General features: G+C 55.2%; 17 protein-coding genes. 7 read left to right on the forward strand and 10 right to left on the reverse strand.

Going from position 1 to position 18,409, the window contains the following annotated elements:
- Positions 1-41 precede the first annotated feature (41 nt).
- From DA718_RS00785 to mutM, 5 genes are all read left to right on the forward strand, one after another.
- Positions 42-719 carry a vWA domain-containing protein gene (locus DA718_RS00785; protein ID WP_112216028.1) on the forward strand — a complete coding sequence of 226 codons (678 nt, stop codon included), beginning with the start codon at positions 42-44 and terminating at the stop codon, positions 717-719.
- Positions 720-723: 4 nt separating this feature from the next.
- Positions 724-1,449 carry a PP2C family serine/threonine-protein phosphatase gene (locus DA718_RS00790; RefSeq protein WP_112216027.1) on the forward strand — a complete coding sequence of 242 codons (726 nt, stop codon included), beginning with the start codon at positions 724-726 and terminating at the stop codon, positions 1,447-1,449.
- Positions 1,439-2,812, forward strand: a complete 1,374-nt coding sequence (locus DA718_RS00795) for a DNA-binding protein (RefSeq protein WP_112216026.1) — start codon at positions 1,439-1,441, stop codon at positions 2,810-2,812. Before DA718_RS00790 ends, DA718_RS00795 begins: the two co-directional genes overlap by 11 nt.
- A complete protein-coding gene (locus tag DA718_RS00800; protein ID WP_112216025.1) occupies positions 2,813-5,134 on the forward strand; it encodes an energy transducer TonB family protein in 2,322 nt (773 codons plus the stop codon).
- Between the two features lie 63 nt (positions 5,135-5,197).
- Positions 5,198-6,007 (forward strand): bifunctional DNA-formamidopyrimidine glycosylase/DNA-(apurinic or apyrimidinic site) lyase, encoded by an 810-nt coding sequence (gene mutM / locus DA718_RS00805; RefSeq protein WP_112216024.1) that lies wholly within the window; start codon positions 5,198-5,200, stop codon positions 6,005-6,007.
- A 69-nt stretch (positions 6,008-6,076) separates the two neighbouring features.
- Here the strand turns inward: mutM and coaD are convergent, their stop codons facing one another.
- The 7 genes from coaD to rfaQ all read right to left on the reverse strand — a co-directional run bounded on the left by coaD (position 6,077) and on the right by rfaQ (position 13,010).
- Positions 6,077-6,553: a pantetheine-phosphate adenylyltransferase gene (gene coaD, locus DA718_RS00810; protein ID WP_004106901.1), complete on the reverse strand. Its 477-nt coding sequence runs from the start codon at positions 6,551-6,553 to the stop codon at positions 6,077-6,079.
- 2 nt (positions 6,554-6,555) lie between these two features.
- Entirely contained in the window at positions 6,556-7,326 is a 771-nt protein-coding gene (locus tag DA718_RS00815; protein ID WP_112216023.1) for a glycosyltransferase family 2 protein, read from the reverse strand.
- Complete coding sequence (waaA, locus tag DA718_RS00820; protein ID WP_112216022.1) at positions 7,326-8,600, reverse strand: lipid IV(A) 3-deoxy-D-manno-octulosonic acid transferase; 1,275 nt, start codon at positions 8,598-8,600, stop codon at positions 7,326-7,328. Before waaA ends, DA718_RS00815 begins: the two co-directional genes overlap by 1 nt.
- Positions 8,601-8,692: 92 nt before the next feature.
- Positions 8,693-9,682 (reverse strand): glycosyltransferase, encoded by a 990-nt coding sequence (locus DA718_RS00825; protein WP_112216021.1) that lies wholly within the window; start codon positions 9,680-9,682, stop codon positions 8,693-8,695.
- A 30-nt stretch (positions 9,683-9,712) separates the two neighbouring features.
- Positions 9,713-10,807 (reverse strand): glycosyltransferase, encoded by a 1,095-nt coding sequence (locus DA718_RS00830; RefSeq protein WP_112216020.1) that lies wholly within the window; start codon positions 10,805-10,807, stop codon positions 9,713-9,715.
- Positions 10,808-10,809: 2 nt separating this feature from the next.
- Positions 10,810-11,937: a glycosyltransferase family 4 protein gene (locus DA718_RS00835; protein WP_112216019.1), complete on the reverse strand. Its 1,128-nt coding sequence runs from the start codon at positions 11,935-11,937 to the stop codon at positions 10,810-10,812.
- Complete coding sequence (gene rfaQ, locus DA718_RS00840) at positions 11,934-13,010, reverse strand: putative lipopolysaccharide heptosyltransferase III (RefSeq protein WP_112216018.1); 1,077 nt, start codon at positions 13,008-13,010, stop codon at positions 11,934-11,936. The genes DA718_RS00835 and rfaQ overlap by 4 nt, the downstream gene beginning before the upstream one ends.
- Before the next feature lie 111 nt (positions 13,011-13,121).
- Between rfaQ and DA718_RS00845 the strand changes: the two genes are divergently transcribed.
- Together DA718_RS00845 and DA718_RS00850 are read left to right on the forward strand one after the other, a co-directional pair.
- Positions 13,122-14,084 carry a polysaccharide deacetylase family protein gene (locus DA718_RS00845; RefSeq protein ID WP_112216017.1) on the forward strand — a complete coding sequence of 321 codons (963 nt, stop codon included), beginning with the start codon at positions 13,122-13,124 and terminating at the stop codon, positions 14,082-14,084.
- 21 nt (positions 14,085-14,105) lie between these two features.
- Complete coding sequence (locus DA718_RS00850) at positions 14,106-15,188, forward strand: glycosyltransferase family 9 protein (RefSeq protein ID WP_112216016.1); 1,083 nt, start codon at positions 14,106-14,108, stop codon at positions 15,186-15,188.
- A 194-nt stretch (positions 15,189-15,382) separates the two neighbouring features.
- Here DA718_RS00850 and DA718_RS00855 read toward each other — a convergent pair whose 3' ends face one another.
- The 3 genes from DA718_RS00855 to rfaC are packed head-to-tail and all read right to left on the reverse strand — an operon-like array spanning position 15,383 to position 18,406.
- Positions 15,383-16,549 (reverse strand): O-antigen ligase family protein, encoded by a 1,167-nt coding sequence (locus DA718_RS00855; protein ID WP_167492714.1) that lies wholly within the window; start codon positions 16,547-16,549, stop codon positions 15,383-15,385.
- Entirely contained in the window at positions 16,527-17,435 is a 909-nt protein-coding gene (locus DA718_RS00860; protein ID WP_112216015.1) for a sugar glycosyltransferase, read from the reverse strand. The genes DA718_RS00855 and DA718_RS00860 overlap by 23 nt, the downstream gene beginning before the upstream one ends.
- Complete coding sequence (gene rfaC / locus DA718_RS00865) at positions 17,435-18,406, reverse strand: lipopolysaccharide heptosyltransferase RfaC (RefSeq protein ID WP_112216014.1); 972 nt, start codon at positions 18,404-18,406, stop codon at positions 17,435-17,437. The genes DA718_RS00860 and rfaC overlap by 1 nt, the downstream gene beginning before the upstream one ends.
- Between the last annotated feature and the right edge of the window lie 3 nt (positions 18,407-18,409).

The raw sequence follows: 18,409 nt of genomic DNA on the forward strand, positions 1-18,409 counted from the left end.
GTTTATTCTTCCGGTACAGAAAACCACCGACAGGGATTGTTATGACGTCATTCATTCCAGATGTTTCATTTATTGATAACAGTGAACAGCGAACCCCCTTAATTCTCGTTCTCGATTGTTCCGGCAGCATGGAGGGCAAGCCAATTGCCCAGCTAAATCAGGGGCTCAAGCTGCTGGAAAGCGAACTTAAAAATGATGTTATCGCCGCGAAACGTGTTCGCCTGCTGGTGATTAAATACGGCGGTTACGATGAGTGCCAACTGCATGGTGACTGGTGCGATGCGATGGACTTTACCGCCCCTGTTCTTGAAGCGAGTGGTCTGACGCCAACCGGGCAGGCCGTCAGCCTGGCTCTGGGCGAAATCGAAGCTGAAAAGCAGCGTCTGAAAGCGGCTGGCGTACCCTATACCCGGCCCTGGCTGTTTTTGATGTCGGATGGCGAGCCTACGGACAACTGGCAGGCTGCGGCTCATGAATGCCGTGAAGCACAGGCAGCCAATAAAGTCGCCGTATTCCCGATTAGCGTAGGAAATGAAGCCACTGAATCAATGGGCCACTTCAGCCGTATCGGCATTAATGGCGTGAAACAGCTAAAAGGGCTGCAGTTCCGCGAGCTGTTCCTCTGGCTAAGCGCCAGCATGCAGGTGGTGTCGCAGTCAACGCCGGGCGGAAAAGCACAGCTGCCGCCGACGGACAGCTGGTCAGAAATTTCGGTCTGACGCGATGAACTGGCGCGTTTATGCTTCGTCGGTTATCGGCAGCAGCCACCGACAAAATAATCTTCCTTGTCAGGATGCCTTTTGCTATCGCAATTTGGGCGATCGACTTGTTGCTGTCGTTTGTGATGGCGCAGGCTCAGCCGCTTATAGCGAACAGGGGGCGGCTTTGGTTGCCCGGTCGCTGTGTGAGCGCCTGGCGCGATTGACAGTTGTGCCTGATGAAGAGCAAGTCGTGGCGCTGATAGCGGATGTCCGAGAGGCTGTTCTGCTACAAGCCAAAGAGCAGCAGCTTGTCGCGGGGGATTTTGCCTGTACCGTTCTGGCAGTATGGCTGGGCGAAACGCAGTCGCTGGTCCTGCATATCGGTGATGGCGTTGCGGCGCTCACTATCAACGATGAGCAGCACTTCTCTTTGCCTGAAAACGGTGAATACGCCAACCAAACCTGGTTCCTCACCAGCCCTGACTGGCGTGAACATTTACGCATCAATCAGTTTGCTGGCAGAGCCATGCAGGTGGTGATGATGTCCGATGGTGTGCAGCCGTTTGCGCTAAACCGCAGCTGTGATGCGCTGTTTTCCCCCTTTATGGACCCTGTCGTAAGCTATTTGCAGCAGGTTTCAGAGGAGAAGGGGAGCGAAGCGATACGCGCCACGCTTGATGACCCGCGCACCTGGGCGATAACCGGTGATGACAAGACGCTTCTGGTAGCTCTGCGTAATGAAGCATAAAAAAATCCCTGGTTGTTATAACGAGCAGCACCGCGCGGTACGTTTGGGGAAACTCATCAAGAGCGGTGGTGCTGGCAGCGTCTACTTCCTGGTCGACGACCCTTCCCGTGTTGCGAAAATTTACCATCCCAATACTGATGCCAGCTATTATCAGCGCAAGCTCCGCGCCATGCTTGCGCAGCGCCCGGAGATCCCCACACCTGCCGACGGTGAGACGATTGTCCAGTTGGCGTGGCCCGACTATTTGCTCTTTGACGAGCGCAAGCGCGTTATTGGCTTTGTTATGCCGGTGCTCGATACCCAGCGCACGATTGAGCTGGAGTATATTTTGCAGTCGCGGCAAGCGAAGGCGCAGAATCTGCCGGAGGGGATCGGCGCAAAAGTAAGTCTGGCCTGCAACCTCGCTACCCTGGTCTCTGCGCTGCATGCGCGACAGCACCGGGTTATCGACATGAAGCCGGTTAACCTGCGCTTCTATCGCGACAGCCTGTATATCGCGCTGCTGGACTGCGATGGTTTTAGCATTCAGGGTGAGGGCGAGCGTTTCCCTGCCGGGCAGTTCACGCCGGATTACCTGGCACCGGAGTTCCAGCGCATCGGGCAGGTACCTGATGAGCAGGAAGAGGCGCAGGATCGTTTCTCGCTGGCGGTGATTATTTTTCAACTGCTCAACCACGGTATTCATCCCTATAGCGGTCGCTCGCAAACAGCGAAGGTGCCTGATGATTTACCCGGTCGTATCGCCGCCAACTGTTATGCCTACGGTATCAATGCGGCAAAAAATATTACCCCGGTACCGGCCAGTACCCACCATCTGCTGCCGACAGAACTGCGTAAGCTGTTCGATCGCGCTTTTAGCGGCTCACCTGCCCGACGCCCTTGCGCAGATGAATGGGCACAGGTATTGCGTCCTTATGCGCTACGCAGTACGCAAAAAATTGTTCTCTGTAGTAAGAAACATCAGCATTTCGCTGGGATGCCATGCCTGGTCTGCGCCCGTGAAAAACAGGTTGTAGAAGGCGTAAAGCAGGCGAAGCAGCATAAGCAAACGCAAACTGTTCGCCAGCGTCCTGCGCCCATCAAGCGCCAGCCTCGCGTTGCGCCAGCCGTTGCGGTACCTCGTCAGCCAACCGGGCCGGGGCCGTTAACGCTGCTGTGGCGCAATATGCGCAGCAAAGTTCCTGCATTTGTTTGGCATGGCGCGCTGGCTGTGATTAGCACGCTGGTGATGGCCATATTAGCGCGTAATTTTACCCAACTGAGCGGTCCCTGGCATGCCTGGTACGATAACGCGGCGTTAATCCTGATTTTTGTCTGGATAGCCGTGATGGGGCTGCTGGCGATTCTTCGGAGTAAGCCATAAATGATTACGCCGAAGTTAAAACACCTGTTGGTCATCTTGTCTTTGATTGCGCTTTTTGTTGCGCCGAATATGGTGCTTTTTCTCTGGTCTGCGCCCTTCATGCTGGTGGATAAGCTTTCGTTTTTACCGGCGGCGCTGAATGCTCCCCAGCGTTTATTGCTCTACGGCCTGTGGCTGGGGGGCGCGCTCTACTTTTTCGCCCTGATGTGGGTGGCGATGACCCGCCGCAATAAAGGCTATCTGGCAGCCGCCGTGGCGCAGATTGTTTTTGTTGTCGGTATCACGTTATTCAATGTACCTATCGGCGAGCAAAACCAGCGGCGCTGGCAGAGTATGAATCAGCTGGAGTTACCCGCCTGGCAGGATTTTTTATATGACCGTCATGCCCGTTTTAACCATATAACCCAGCCGTTTAATCAGCACAATATTATCGAGCTATTCCTCGCGCAGAAAAAACCGCTGACGGAGCTGCCGCTTGGCTGGAACGAAGAAGATGCCGCCGCCGCTGATGCGCTCTGGCAGCAGGCATTGGGCTATCGCGAGCAGGAAGCGAAAGCCCTCACTAAAATGGATGATTATCTGAGCTGGATGCCGGACCGTGGCGATCTGACGCTGGCAACGGCCATCCTGACGCTGACAACGGATGCCAATAAAGCGCAGGCGGAAAGAACGTTTCGCCAGGCAATCGCCATTGCGCCGGAAAACCCTGACGCCTGGCTGGGCTGGGCATTAGCGCTGATCCAGTCTCGTGATGATGAGCGGGTGCGAAATTCGCAGTTTCAGCCGCTCACGCAAAGCATTACTAGCGGATTATTGATGGTGGAGGGCCTGAAGGATAGCCCGCGCCAACCTGCGCTACAGCAGCGGTTAGAGGCGTATATTGCGCAAATGCCGGCAGAAGATCGGCAAATCCTGCAAATTCTGCGGGCCAGAATGCAGACCCGCTCCTGCGATTTATCGCTGGCAGAGAATGAAAATAGGGAGGCCGACAAGGTCTTACCCCTGGCGCGTTCGATCGTGTTTAAACAGGGCCCCGTGCGCAGCGTCAGCACGATTAACGAGCGCTTTCCCGGACATGTGAGCATTGAGGCCGAAAGATACGGAATTGCGAAAGAGACGGTGTCTCCGATGCTCTATCCGGCGATAAATAAATTTATCAAGTCGGCGACGGCGGTGCTTTCGGTGGATACCGAGGTAAGCGGCAATCTATTAAACGTGGTGGTCGAATGCAGTAGCGGTGTTCCGGAGTTTGACAAAGCGGCGTTGCATTATGCGCAGCAGTGGCGTTTTCACTCTAACCCGCAGGGAAAGCGCTTGCTGGTGCCGGTGACATTTGTCAGCGATCGTCTGCCTCCTGAGGAGCACTATCGGGAGATGGAATCACGGGCGGCGCGTATCGCCCGGCTGGCGGCCCGGCATAATAAAGCCGGGATGGAAACTGCCGCGCAAGAGATGGTCGCTCAGTTCACCCGGATGAAAGCGCTCTTTCCACAGAAGAAACTCAGCGCGGAAGAGGCGCGAAATCTACAGCTTGTCTACTTCAAAAAGCGGGATAAAAGTCCCAAAGGCAGAATGGAAGGCTTTACTGAAATGACGGAAGCGATGGAAAAGCTGGTCGATACGCATCCGTACTATGCGCCGTTGTTGAAGGATCTGGCGCTGAGAAAGAGCTTTGCTTCCTTTGACGAGAACCGGGCAACGTGGGCGCAGCTGTTGGCGCTGGCTCCGGAGGATCCGCAGGTGTGGATGGCCTGGGGCAGCCTGTGGGCCGAGCGCGATCCGGAACTATATATCGGCGCGATGATCTATTCTCTGCTGCTACAACCGCTTGCTGAGGATACTGAGCAGAAAATCGCGAATATCAAAACCAAGCTGCTGATGCGGGTTGGCATGGGTGAGCATAGTGCGATTCTTTCGGCAAAAGTTTACGCGAATTATGCCGATATTCTCGGGGAAAGAGCGAAAGGTGAAGATACCGCAAAAGCCGGGAAAATCTTACCTGCGAGCAAAAAACTGGACCGTCATGAAAAGGTCGTTCCTTTTGACCCACCGGTGAGTATGACGATTGATATCGACCAGAATGAGGTGTTAAACGCGCCTTTCTTCAACGTTAAGTGGAAGACGCCGCAGACGCAGGGTGATAAACGGGCTGAGCTTACCGTTGATATTGATAAAAGCGGCGTTCCGACGCTGGTGCTGGTGAGCAAAAGCAGCGAAGTGGAAGATGATGATGCGCGGGCGGTCGATATGCTGTGGCGCTGGAAATTTAAACCACAGCCCGATGGTAGACAGATAACCGTTGGTGTGAATTTTCAGCACTAACCGCGTCGTTGCCCTCTGAACGAGGTAAAATAGGAACGCCTGCTGTTTTCATATGAGAAAAATATGCCTGAATTACCTGAAGTAGAAACCAGCCGCCGCGGTATTGAGCCGCATCTGGTTGGGGCGACCATCCTGCACGCCGTGGTGCGTAACGGACGCCTGCGCTGGCCGGTTTCCGAAGAGATCTATCGCCTGAGCGACGTTCCGGTTCTCAGCGTGCGTCGCCGCGCTAAATATCTGCTGCTGGAGCTGCCCGACGGCTGGATTATCATCCACCTGGGCATGTCAGGAAGCCTGCGCATTCTGAGCGAAGAGCTGCCCGCAGAGAAACACGATCACGTTGATCTGATCATGAGCAACGGTAAGGTTCTGCGCTATACCGATCCGCGACGCTTTGGCGCCTGGCTGTGGACCAAAGAGCTGGAAGGCCATCCGGTGTTAGCGCATCTTGGACCGGAGCCGCTAAGCGATGATTTCAATGCTGACTATCTCCAGCAGAGGTGCGCGAAGAAGAAAACTGCGATTAAGCCCTGGCTGATGGATAACAAGTTGGTGGTGGGGGTCGGTAATATCTACGCCAGCGAATCGCTGTTCTCGGCGGGGATCCACCCCGACAGGCTCGCTTCATCGCTTTCACGCGACGAGTGCGAGCAATTGGTAAAGGTGATTAAGCTGGTGCTGTTGCGCTCCATCGAGCAGGGCGGGACGACGCTAAAAGATTTCCTGCAAAGCGACGGTAAGCCGGGCTATTTTGCCCAGGAATTACAGGTTTATGGCCGCAAAGGTGAACCCTGCCGTATCTGCGGAACGCCAATTATCGGCAGCAAACATGCGCAGCGGGCGACGTTTTATTGCCGCCAGTGCCAGAAGTAAAGTACGGTAGTTGCGCTTGGTCCGGTAGCCCGGACAGGCGCGTTAAGCGCCGCCTCCGGGAAGACAGCCCTACAGCTTCTTCAGCAGCGCCTGATGTACGTTAGCTGGTAGGAAGTGGGAGACATCCCCCTGGTGGCGCGCGACCTCTTTCACCAGCGAAGAGGAGATAAACGACCACTCTTTGCACGGCATCAGAAACACGCTCTCCAGCGTTGGCATCAGGTGGCGGTTCATGTGCGCCAGCTGCATCTCATATTCGAAATCCGCCACCGCCCGCAGGCCGCGAATCAAAATATTCGCCTGCTGTGCGCGAGCAAAATTGGCCATTAAATCGCTAAAGCCAATCACTTCAACGTTAACCAGATGCGCGGTTGCCTGGGTGGCCAGCGCGATGCGCTCGTCGAGAGTAAACATCGGCTTTTTGCTCGGGCTGGCGGCGATAGCCAGCAGCACCTTATCAAACATACTGGCCGCACGGGTGACGATATCGATATGACCGTTAGTAATAGGGTCGAAGGTGCCCGGATAGATCGCTTTTGTGCTCATAATTACACTTTCTCCGAGTAGCCGCGGCTTAGCGCCCACAGCTCGGTGTATTTATTAAACGTATATTGCGCGTTGACCACCGCCAGTAGCCAACCTTGTTTTCCATCCAGAACGCCGCCGCGTAGCAGCAGCGTTTTCACGAAGGCACCCAGCGTATGGCCGAAGATACCGGTCAGCGAGGTCTTCTTACCCTTCTGGTGGCGCTCCTGGGCCCAGGCGGCGGCATAGGCCAGCTGCTTTTGCTGAAAGCCGGAAAAGTCACGGCAGGTCAGATGCAACAGGTCGCCCGAGAGTTCGACAACCTGCGCGCCTTTGCTGTCGACAGACTCATGCACCAGATTATCGTTATAGCGGTAATGGTCGCGTTGGTACAGGCGCATTACGCGGTCCGGATACCAGCCGCTATGGCGCATAAAGCGGCCGAGAAAATAGTTACGCCGGGCGATGCTGTAGATAGCTCCGCTTTTTGGCGCGGTCAGCACGCTGCGGATGGATTGCTCAAGCTCTGGGGTGACGCGCTCGTCGGTATCGATCATCAGCACGTAGTCGCCGGTGGCGTAGTCCTGGGCGCGCTGGCGCTGGATACCGTAGCCCTGCCAGTCGTCATTGATATGAACCTGAACGCCCAGGCTGCGGGCTAATTCAACGGTATTGTCGCTGCTGCCGGAATCCAGCAGCACTATCTCATCGGCCCAGCTGACTGACGCCAGACAATCAGGCAGTAAATCCGCCGCGTTTTTGGCGATCATTACGACTGAGAGTCGAGGCGACATTAGTGGCTCCGCTGCGGCAGATAGGGTTGCAGTAACTGTAGCAGACGGGAGAGCGCACCCTGGTTTTGGTGCAGGACCTCCACCGCGTGGCGACCATACCACAGGCGATAATCTTCATCTGTCAGTAGGTTAGACACCTGCGTTACCAGCGAGCTGGCGTCGGTCACGGTAATCAGGCCGTCGTCCTGCTGCAGCTTGGCGCAGATATCTTTGAAGTTGAAGGTGTGCGGGCCCATCAGCACCGGAATCGCATGAGCGGCGGGCTCCAGCGGGTTATGACCGCCGCGCTCCACCAGGCTACCGCCGACAAACGCGAGGTCGGCAATGCCGTACAGCAGCATCAGCTCTCCCATGGTATCGCCAATCACCACCTGGGTGCTGCTTGACGGGATTTCGCCAGTGCTGCGCAGGGTGTAGCTCATTCCTGCTTTCTGCACCATTTCGCGGGCGTCGCTAAAACGTTCCGGATGGCGAGGGACGAGGATCAGCAGCAGATTGGGGAACGTCTCCAGCAGCTTTTTATGTGCCTGGAGAACAATTTGTTCTTCGCCGTCGTGGGTGCTGGTGGCAATCCAGACCTGACGATGCGGTGCCCACTGGCGGCGCAGGGTGATGGCGCGTGCAGCCAGTTCAGGTGTCACTGAGATATCAAACTTCAGGCTACCGGTAACCGCCAACTGATTGCGCTTCAGGCCAAGGGCGATAAAGCGGTTGGCATCTTCTTCGTTCTGCGCGGCGATAAGTGTGATACGGCTCAGCAGCCGACGCATAAATTTGCCCAGCTTGGCATAGCCCTTCGCCGAGCGCTCGGACAGGCGGGCGTTGGCAATGACCAGCGGGATTTTACGCTTATGCAGCGTGGCGACCATATTCGGCCACAGCTCGGTTTCCATGACGATAACCAGCTTCGGCTGGACGGTATTGAAAAAGCGATTCATCGCGCCGGGCAGATCGTAAGGCAGGTAGACGTGATGCACGTCTTTACCAAAGGCGGACATTGCGCGTTCAGAGCCAGTTGGCGTCATGGTAGTGACGGTGATCGGCAGAGAGGGATAACGATGACGTAACGCACGCACCAACGGGATGGCCGCCAGGGTTTCGCCGACGGAAACGGAATGCAGCAGAATACCATTAGGTTCTACCTTGTTCTGACAGAAGCCGTAACGTTCCGCCCAGCGTTTACGATAGGCAGGGGCCTTACGGCTGCGTAACAGCAGTCGCAGCCACACCAGCGGCTGAATAAGGTAGAGTAGGGCGGTATAAAGCAATTCCAAGCGATTTATCCGTATTAATGTTTTTGCGGGCAAATTCTAAGCATTTAACCCGCGTAAAGCTATCTCTTTGGCGGAAACTAAGGGATTCAGTATTACGCCGCGTCGCGATAGCGCTTGATGCGCAGATAGCGGCGTCCAAGACGCCAGCGTAGGCGGAACGTGCGGGCGTTTTTCCAGATCAGGTTCCAGATACCGCGGTCAAAGAACTCTTTAATGATAATATGCTTTTTTGACTCATCTTTCATGCTATCGAAAGTATGGATAATCCCTAGCCCTTCTTTGGCTATCTGCCAACGGCAGGCGGAAATATCGCGAACCTTGTCCGGATAGCGCTGGTTGATGGCGTCCAGCATCTCCAGAATCTTCATATAGTGGCGCGCCGAACGCATCAGCGTATCGTCGTTGTCCGGCTTGTGCGACACCGATTCAGAGTGAATATAGTAGTCGTAGAACTGCTCGCTGGTGTACTGCACGCGTTCTGCCGCCAGCAGCACTTCCGTAGTCCAGGGAATATCCTGATGGCGCAGGCCGGGCTCAAAGTGGAAGTTGTGGCTGGCGATAAACTCGCGACGATAGATGTTCAACCAGGTGACATGCAGGAACTTACGAGAATCCAGCGCCTGCTTTAACCACACGTGGCCGGGCAGAACGCCGGTAGACTGCAGCCGATCCAGTGGAAAAATGGGGTGAATATCTTTTTTGCTCTCGTAGACGTAGCGGCCGTTGCAGGTGGCGACGTCAAGATTGCCCTTTTCCGCCATCTCCAGCAGGGTGCGGAACATGCCCGGGTAGAGCTTATCGTCGATATCCGGGAAGGTCAGATATTTACCGGTAGCCACGGCGAGGCCGGTATTACGCGCCACCGAAACCCCCTGATTTTCCTGCTCCAGCACAATCACGTTTTGCAGGCGGTCTTTCCACTGGTCGATGACCGCAAGGCTACCGTCCGTCGACCCGTCGTTCACCAGGATCAGTTCATAGCTTTCCAGCTGCTGTTGCTCAAGGCACTCAAAGAATTGCGCAAGGAATTTTTCGCCGTTATAGACGGCGGCCACGATGCTCAGTAAAGGCGTTTGACTCATAAATCATTCGATCCTGGTTGAATAACGGCGTCAGGCGCTACGTAGCTGACGGTACTGCTGACAAATTGTCGCCACGCTGAATTTTTCCAGCATTAGGGCGTCGATGGCAGGCGGGCTATGGTAAATGCTTTGCATCGTCTGGGCCAGCGCCGGGCTGTTCAAATCCGCCAGACCCCGAGCCAGTTCGCCGGTTAAAATTTCAGTGACACCGCCCGGGCAGCGGGTGCTGGCGACCGGTGTATTCAGCAGCAGCGCTTCTACCACCACGTTGCCAAAACCTTCGCTATCGGAGCTCAGGACCAGCATCCGCGCGCCTTTAATCCACGGCAGCGGGTTTTTCTGGAAGCCTTTAAACAGGACGCGATCGCCAACCTCTAGCCGCAGCGCCAGTTCACGCAGGCGCTGCTCCTGCTCCGGTTTTCCCTGCCCCAGCAGCACCAGCGGCGCATCTATACCGCTTTGCGCATAGGCCTCAATCAGGCGGTCGTGGCGTTTGCCGGGGTGGAAACGGCCCACATGAATAATATAGTCGCCATCGGGTCGCTGGCTGGGTTCTTCAGCTGCGGCACGCAGCGCGGCGATATCAAACGGGTTATAAATGGTTTGCAGTTGTGCCGGACGAATAGCGAACTGCTCGACCAGATCCTTGCCGACCGCATCGGAAACGGTCACGACGTTGCGCCCCTGATAAACGCGCTTGATCTTCTGCTGCTTCATCCAGCGGTCAAAACCGGTGCGATGGCCGAGATAGGAAGTGGAGAACACACCGTGCAGGCAGAACCAAACGTTACGCCCGTTCAGCAGGCGGCTGCGGGAGACGATGCGGTCAGTTTTATGCAGATTCGACAGCACCAGATCGAAACGACCGTGCTGTTCTGCTTTATCGATCGCCGCATCAAGCTGGCGTGCGCGCCGGGACAGCTCGGTGAGTTTGCGCCACGGTTTGCTGCAGCGGTCGGCGATCACCTGATAGTCCAGCCCTTCCGGCAGCGGGTAATCGCAGACGTCGCGCAGGGAAAAAAGCGACACCTGCTCTCCCTCTTTAAGAAACTGTTCCGCCAGCGTCAGCACCACTTTTTCCGCGCCGCCGCCGGGCAGGCCGTCGATAACAAACAGTATGCGCATCGTTATTTCACCAGATCCTGATAGAGGGAGAGCAGCTGCGCCGATAGTCGTTCGCTGGTGCAGGCCATGATGCGCTCGCGGGCACGTTCGCCTTGCGTAGAACCTAAGGCACGGGCGGGCAGAGCGATAACGGATTCCTGCAGGGCCGGGATATCCAGCGCGTCGCAAACGTAGCCGTTGCTGCCCTGCACGATAAACTCTGCGCCGCCGCAGCCGGTAGTCGTAATGACCGGTAGACCGCAGGCCATCGCCTCAAGAATCACGTTGGGGAACGGATCGTAGAGCGTTGGCAACAGCAGACCATCGGCCATCTGATAGAACGGCAGGGTTTCTGACTGCATGCCAAAAAAGCGCACCCGCTCCTCGCAGTTCAGGGTTTTCGCTAGCTGTTGATAGCGGCCCTGCTCTTTATCTTTGCCAACCACTAACAGATAGCGATCGGTCGGGGCGATGGCGCGAATTGCCGCTTCCAGCCCCTTACGCTCAAAGCCGGAGCCGACGTAGATCAGGCAGGTCGCCTGCAGCGGTAGATGCCATTTGGCGCGCAGCGCAACAAAGGCTTCTTCCGTTGGCGGCAGAAAACGCTGGTTATCGATAGCGTTATAGATAACGTGGATTTTTTCCGCCGGCAGGCCGAAGTCTTCAATAATCTCTTGTTTAATCATCTCCGCGTTGCAGATGACGCCGCGCAGGTGAGAGTCCTGATACATTTCGCGCTCGGCCTGCATCACATAGCGATGGTAGCGGTCAGCAAACAGCAAGCGGCTTTTCCAGCCGGGCAGAATGCGCGAGCGTTGCTGTAGCCAGCGGCGGTGTACGCCGTCTCCAGCGCGGTACAGATCGCAGCCGGGGATGCGCTCATGGCTTTGCACCAGGTCGAAAGACTCGCGCTGCCACAGCTGGCGTGCGGCTTCGGCAAAACCGCGCTCGCGGCTGATGCGTCCCCACTTGCGTGGGTTGCAGATGTGAATGTTCCACTCGGGCTTCACCGGCCCCTGCCACTCGCGGGTGATGACGTTCAGTTCAAGATCGCTTTCGTCGAGGGCTTCCAGCGCGCGGGAGACAAAGCGCTCCGCGCCGCCGTCCGGGCGATACTTCTGGCGTACCAGAGCCAGCCTGAATTTACTCATGCCAGTACCTTTTTCGCCGCCGCGATAACCGCGTCGGTGGGGATTAGATCGAGATAGCGTTCGTCGGTGTTGGTATCAATGTCGTCAGGATCGGGAATAGGGCCAAAATCACCCGCCCAGATAACTTCGCCTTGCGCCTGCCACGGACGCCAGAAGGTGAGCTTAGAGGGGCCGAACAGCGCGACCAGCGGCGTGTTCAGCGCGGCGGCCATATGCATCGGTACCGAGTCCACGCCGATAAACAGACGGGCGTGGTCGATGACTGACGCCAGCTGGCGCAGGGTTAGCTGCCCGGCAAGCGAGTGCAGACGAGCATCGGGGCTGCCTGCCATAATCGTCTCGACCATCTGTTTCTCTTTGGCGTCGGGACCGGAGGTCAGTACCACCGCGTAGCCCGCCTCAGAGAGGGCGTTAATCAGAGCGCTCATGCGTTCTTCGCGCCAGCATTTAAAGAACCAACGGGAGGTTGGCTGAATAACAATATAGTTGTCCTGAAACCCTTCCGGCAGCCGCGCGCGACTGGTGGTCCAGTCCTGCTCGCTGTAGCCCATTTTCGCTGGCGCATTATCAACATTTAGCCCAAGCGGCGCCAGAATCGACAGATTCTGCTGTACCGTGTGCAGCTGGTTATGCTGCGCGGTTGAGGCAAGAGCGGTATGGCAAAAACGCCAGGCCGGATGACGACGTTTCGGGAAGTCGAAGCCGATGCGGGTTGCTGCGCCGGTTAATTTAGTGATGATCGCGCTCGGCCACTGATCGGCAAGATTGAACACCATATCGTAGCGCTGCTGGTGGAGCGTGCGAATCAGCTGCCACTCCATCTTCAATTGATGACCGGTTCCCTGCTTTTTCCAGCGCCGATCAATACCATAAATGTGGTTGATATCGGCGTTCGCCGCGAGCATATCCCGAGTCTCTTCATAAAGCAGCACATCTACGTGTGCGGCGGGATATTGCTGTTTTAGCACGTGAATAAGCGGGGTTATCAATAACATGTCGCCATGATGGCGAAGCTTGATAACCAAGATTCGCGCCGGGTTTACGCGGCCGGAAGTGCGGGTTTCAGGCGTCATACTCTGTTCTTCATCCAGGATAAGGGTTCCGATTCTAGGGGATCAGATAGATTGAGAGAAGCGTTGTCTTGCTCTACCATGACCCGATACGTATGGCCTGAGGACGTTTTCGTGCACAAACCCGCATTTCTCATCACGATTGATACAGAGGGCGATAACCTCTGGCAAAAACATGACAGCATCACCACCGAGAATGCGCGCTATTTACCGCGTTTTCAGCAGCTTTGCGAAAAGTATGGTTTCAAACCGGTTTATTTGACCAACTATGAAATGGCCATCGACCCGGTTTATATCGAATTTGCCAAGGATGTGATTGCCCGGGGAACCGCAGAAGTTGGCATGCATCTGCACGCCTGGAACAGCCCGCCGACTGAGCCGCTTACCGATGACGACTGGCGGCATAAACCGTATCTGATTGAGTACAGCGATGCGGCGATGCGAGAAAAAGTCGACTATATGACTCGTCTGCTGGAAGATACCTTCCAGACCAAAATGGTTAGCCATCGCGCCGGGCGCTGGGCTTTTGATGAGCGCTATGCGCGTCTGCTGGTGGAGTATGGCTATCTGGTTGATTGCTCGGTCACCCCTCGGGTGAACTGGAAAACGGCCAAAGGCGCGCCGCAGGGTGACGGTGGCACCGATTATCGCAACTTCCCGCAGCACGCCTACTTCCTCGATGAGAACGATATTCGCCGTGAAGGGCAGTCGCCGCTGCTGGAAGTGCCGATGAGCATTCAGTACAAGCATTCTGCGTGGATGAACAGTCTGAAGCAGGGTTACGATCGCCTGCGAGGCAAGGTGCGCTCACCGTCCGTTCACTGGCTGCGTCCGATGGGCGGCAACGTCGAAACGATGAAAAAAGTCGTGGAACAGACGTTGACTCAGGGTAATGACTACGTCGAATATATGCTCCACTCATCTGAGTACATGCCTGGCGGCAGCCCAACGTTTAAAAACGAGCAGGATATCGAGCGCTTATACGCCGATCTGGAGGCTTTTTTCAGCTGGCTGGCGCCGCAGGTGAAGGGAATGACGTTGGCGGAGTATTACCAACAGAAACACACACAGCGATAAAAGACTATAACCAGGTACCGTATGCGTATCGTTAAGCAGTTTACGCGGAAGAAAAATGCATTCTTCCGCGAAATTAAATTTCGTTTAATTAACTATCGTTACAGAAATAAAAGCGTGCGCCAGCCTTTTAATCCCGAGTATATCCGGCATGTTTTATTATTGCGCTTGGACGATAAGGTCGGGGATATGGTGGTTACAACCGGCTGTGCAAGGCTGCTGGCCGACCAGGGCTATCAGGTTTCCGTGCTCACGGGGCCAATCTGTAAACGCATGCTTGCGGGCGCAGATTTTCTGGAGCAGGTCTATTTATATCAACCCCGCATGTCGCTAAATGAATTGCGCGCGTCAGGGTTTGACGCGGTTGTCGATTTTGATGATGTTAAAACCTATGAGCGTTTTAAACTACTCGCCGATTTACGCCTCGACTGCATCATTGGTTTTAATAAAGAAGAATATAAACTTTACGATCATTCGATCTCTTTTTTCGATAGTAGCCGCCATATTTCTGCCCGCTATAAAGAAGTGGTCCGGTTATTTGGCGTAGCCAGTGAGCATTACCATTATCATCTTCCCGGTGACGCTGGTGAGCATGAAAAAGTTAAATGCTTGTTCGCTCAGGAGCAGGATAGCGAACTGCGTATCGCGATAAACCCGTTCACCGCCTCAACCGATAAAGACTTTTGTCGTCACCAGGTTACTGCTGTAATTGAACGACTGCATGCGCTGCCTTATAAAGTGAGTGTGGTGATGGTGGGGCACAGCGAAAAAATTCGCCAGCTAAAACTGGATTCGGCGCTGTATCTGCCTGATAGCAATATTAATTCGGCGGTAGAGGTTATTCGTTGCTGCGATTTGGTCATTACGGCGGATACCGCCGTCGTGCATATTGCCAGGGCGTTCGACAAGCCTATGGTCGCGGTTTACAACAAGCGCAAACTAAAAGACACCGGCCTGCCGGGATATATCATCTGGGCCCCGGGCTATGACAAAGCTGAACAAGTTGTCTGTGAAGAGACAAATGTTGCTGATATGACGGTTGATGCCGTCTGGCCCGTCATCAAGGCGCAGGTGGATAGTCTTATTGCCTCTCGCAAGCAGGTATAAAAAAGGCCCGCGTCAGGGCCCTGGAGACTGATGACAAACCTGTTGTAGATACGGTGCGCGCATTTCTGTCAGGTGGCGGCTTACGCCTTACCTGACCTACCAAAACATCAATATCATCATGTTATATACCTCCGTAGGCCCGGTAAGGCGCGAGCCGCCACCGGGCAATGACGGAAGAGTGCAGAGTGCCGCATTCAGTGTTTCGTCTTCAGGCGACTGCTTAGCGCAATGCCTAAGGGTAGCCAAAACAGCGGCCAGGTTTCGCGAGGATTGCTGATAATAAACATGCCCTGCGAAGCCATAAAAATCAGCGCATAGATAAAAATCGCCAGTCCGTAGCGGCCATCCTGCTGTTTGCGCCATGCCTGCCATAGCCCTCCGGTAATCACCGCCAACAGCAGTGCCAGGCCAATGATGCCGCCTTTCAGCAGGGCGCCAAGATAGACGCTGTGGGTGGTGGTGATATGTTCACCGCTGTAGTTGGTAAAGTTCAGCTCGTAGTCAAAACCTCGCCCCAGCCACGGCTGGCTGGCCACTTCCTCGATCGTATGATGCCAGATGCTGATGCGCAAACCGCTTTGCGTCCCCAGCTCCTCAAAGCGCGCCAGCAGCAGGTCCCCGGTGGGGGTGAAGAAGAAAAGCAGTCCCAGAATCATCGCTAACGCGGCGACAATCAAGATATTACGGCGGGTAAAGACGTGCAGATGTAGGGTGCAAACAAATGCCACCAGTAGGGCGATAATCGGGCCGCGGCTTTGGGTCAGAAATAGCATCACCAACATGATAGCCATCGGCACATACAGAAGGTGGCTGCCTTTTTCTTTCAGCAGCATGGCGCAAATAAGAACTCCAATACCGCAATAACCCGCCAGGTCGATAACGTTGGTCGGGCCGGGATTATCCGGCGAAACCAGTCGCTCCTTGAGGACCAGGGTGAAGTCGATAACCATCGTCCAGATAGACAGCACCGTGATCCCGGCCACGATGCTCAGCAGCGTCAGATGCCGGGTGCGAGGATGGCCAAGTAGCGTCGTCAGCAGCAGAAGATAGAAAATGGTATAGGTGCCGTGGGTCAGAGGGGAATCGATATGCTGCGGCGTCTGGCCCCAAATATTGCTCAGCGCATAGTACACGCAGAATACGACCAGCAGACCATAGACCGGCCACTGCTGGCGCAGGCTCTCCGCTAATGCCCGGCGGTTGTCTGTGTTCAGCTGTGAAAGCAAAAACAGCAAAATAGATAAGTGAAGAAGATTGTTTGCCCGGGTTGATACGCAAAAAATAGCGCTAAAAAACAGAAACAAAGGAAAGAAAATGGTGTAACCCTGTCTGGCGTAACTACTGATTTTTAAAGTACTCATCAAATGAAACCTTTTCGAAAATCGTTTCCGGAACCGCGCTTTCTAAGGAGAAGTTAACGACCCGAATATGGTTTTGTTGCAGCACGTTGGCAGCGTGCGAAAAGGACGGCATGACCAGGTCATCCACCTTATTTGCCAGCCAGGAGGGGAGTTTATCCTGTTCCGTTTCGTAGAATCGCGGCTGGTTGAAATTGCTCATATCCAGCCCGGTTATCAGAATGGTTTTAAATCCCAGCCACATCAGGATTTGTAGCGCCCAGTAGACCACGGTTCCAGCATCAAAAATCCCGTGACGGATATCGGTGCTAAAGCAAATATCCTGCCGCTGTGGGTGAAAGCGCAGAGCATCGATATGTCGCCAGGCTTGCTGTATCGCGCTTTTGGCGACTTTGGGCCGGTAGATTTTATAACAGGCGTCTTCAATTAATGCCAAACGACAGCGAAGCTCTGAGCCATGGCGGTCGAGGATTTTGGCAATACCGTGCATGGTGGTGAAGAGGATGAGATCGGGTTGGCTAATCACCGAACGAATAACGTCCGGTTTTTTGTCGTAAAACTCCATATCCACGATGGTATAGAGAGAAAATTTAATCTTATCAGAAAGATGCCAGGCACCATTTACCCCCATCACCGGAATGCTGTTCGGCAGCAGAGAAAAATCGATGCTTCGGGTCGAGGGACCCGTCGCCGTCAGCAGCACTTCACCCTGTGCGCTATCTTTTAGCTCGCTCAGGTTAACCAGCGGAACCGTTTTTCCCTTATATTCGAGTGTGCGAATTTCACCGCTCGCCGCGCGGGTGATATGGGTAAACGGCCAGAGATTTTCGTTATGGCGAAAGGCTCGTCGATGCGTGTAGCGATAGATCTGCTTAAACAATGAACCCATTAAGCCAGTTCCTGAGATTTCAACAATTGCAGAATCCGGGTGGCGCCAATATCCCCCGTGCAGTTGCCGCTTTCGGGACGTACAACGTACTGATTCTTACCGTAGCCGCCAATCAGCCCCGGATCGGTCGGGCCGTATAGCGTGAAATTTGGTTTATCGAGCGCGGCGGTTAAATGGCTCAGACCGGTGTCGACGGAAACCACCCCGCGCGCGCCTGCCAGCACCTGGGCTACCTGCTCCAGGCTCATGCGCGGCAACACGTCGACAAAATCATGCCCTTGCGCCAGGCGTCTGGCCCGCGCCTCTTCATGCGGCGCGCCCCACGGCAGCTTAACGTGCAGGCCGCTGTCGGCCAGCAGGGCGATAAGCGCCCGCCAGTTCTCTTCCGGCCAGTGCTTATCATCACGGGTGGTGGCATGCAGGAACACCAGATACGGCGCGACAGAGCCGTCATCCTGGTGCAAAAAATGGCGAGCGATGGCGTAGTCGCCCTGAGTTTTTGGCTTTGCGTAGCCGAGGCTTTTGGCAAACAGTTCGCGGGTGCGCTCAACGGCGTGTTGCTGTTTAGCGATATGGTGGCGACGGTTATAGAACAGGCTCGCCAGCGGTTCGCGGGCGGTCTTCCAGTCCATGCCGTGCTTAACGCCATGGGCCAGCCGGGTCACCAGCGCAGCGCTTTTCACCAGCCCTTGGGCGTCTATGATTGCGTCGTACTTTTGCGCCTGTACCGCTTCGCGAAATGCCTTGCGCTCGGCTTTTATCGGCGCCGAAAACCACGCTTTACGCCAGCGGCGAATCGCGACCGGAATCACTCGATCAACGGTTTCATGCCAGGAAGGGATCTGCGCGAACCCTTCCTCAACGACCCAGTCGAAACGAATGCCGGGAAAGGCCTGCGCGGCGTCGGTTAGTGCGGGCAGCGTGTGCAGTACGTCGCCCATGGACGAGGTTTTTACGATCAATACCCGCATCCG

It is taken from the genome of Klebsiella huaxiensis, assembly GCF_003261575.2.
GTDB lineage: Bacteria > Pseudomonadota > Gammaproteobacteria > Enterobacterales > Enterobacteriaceae > Klebsiella > Klebsiella huaxiensis.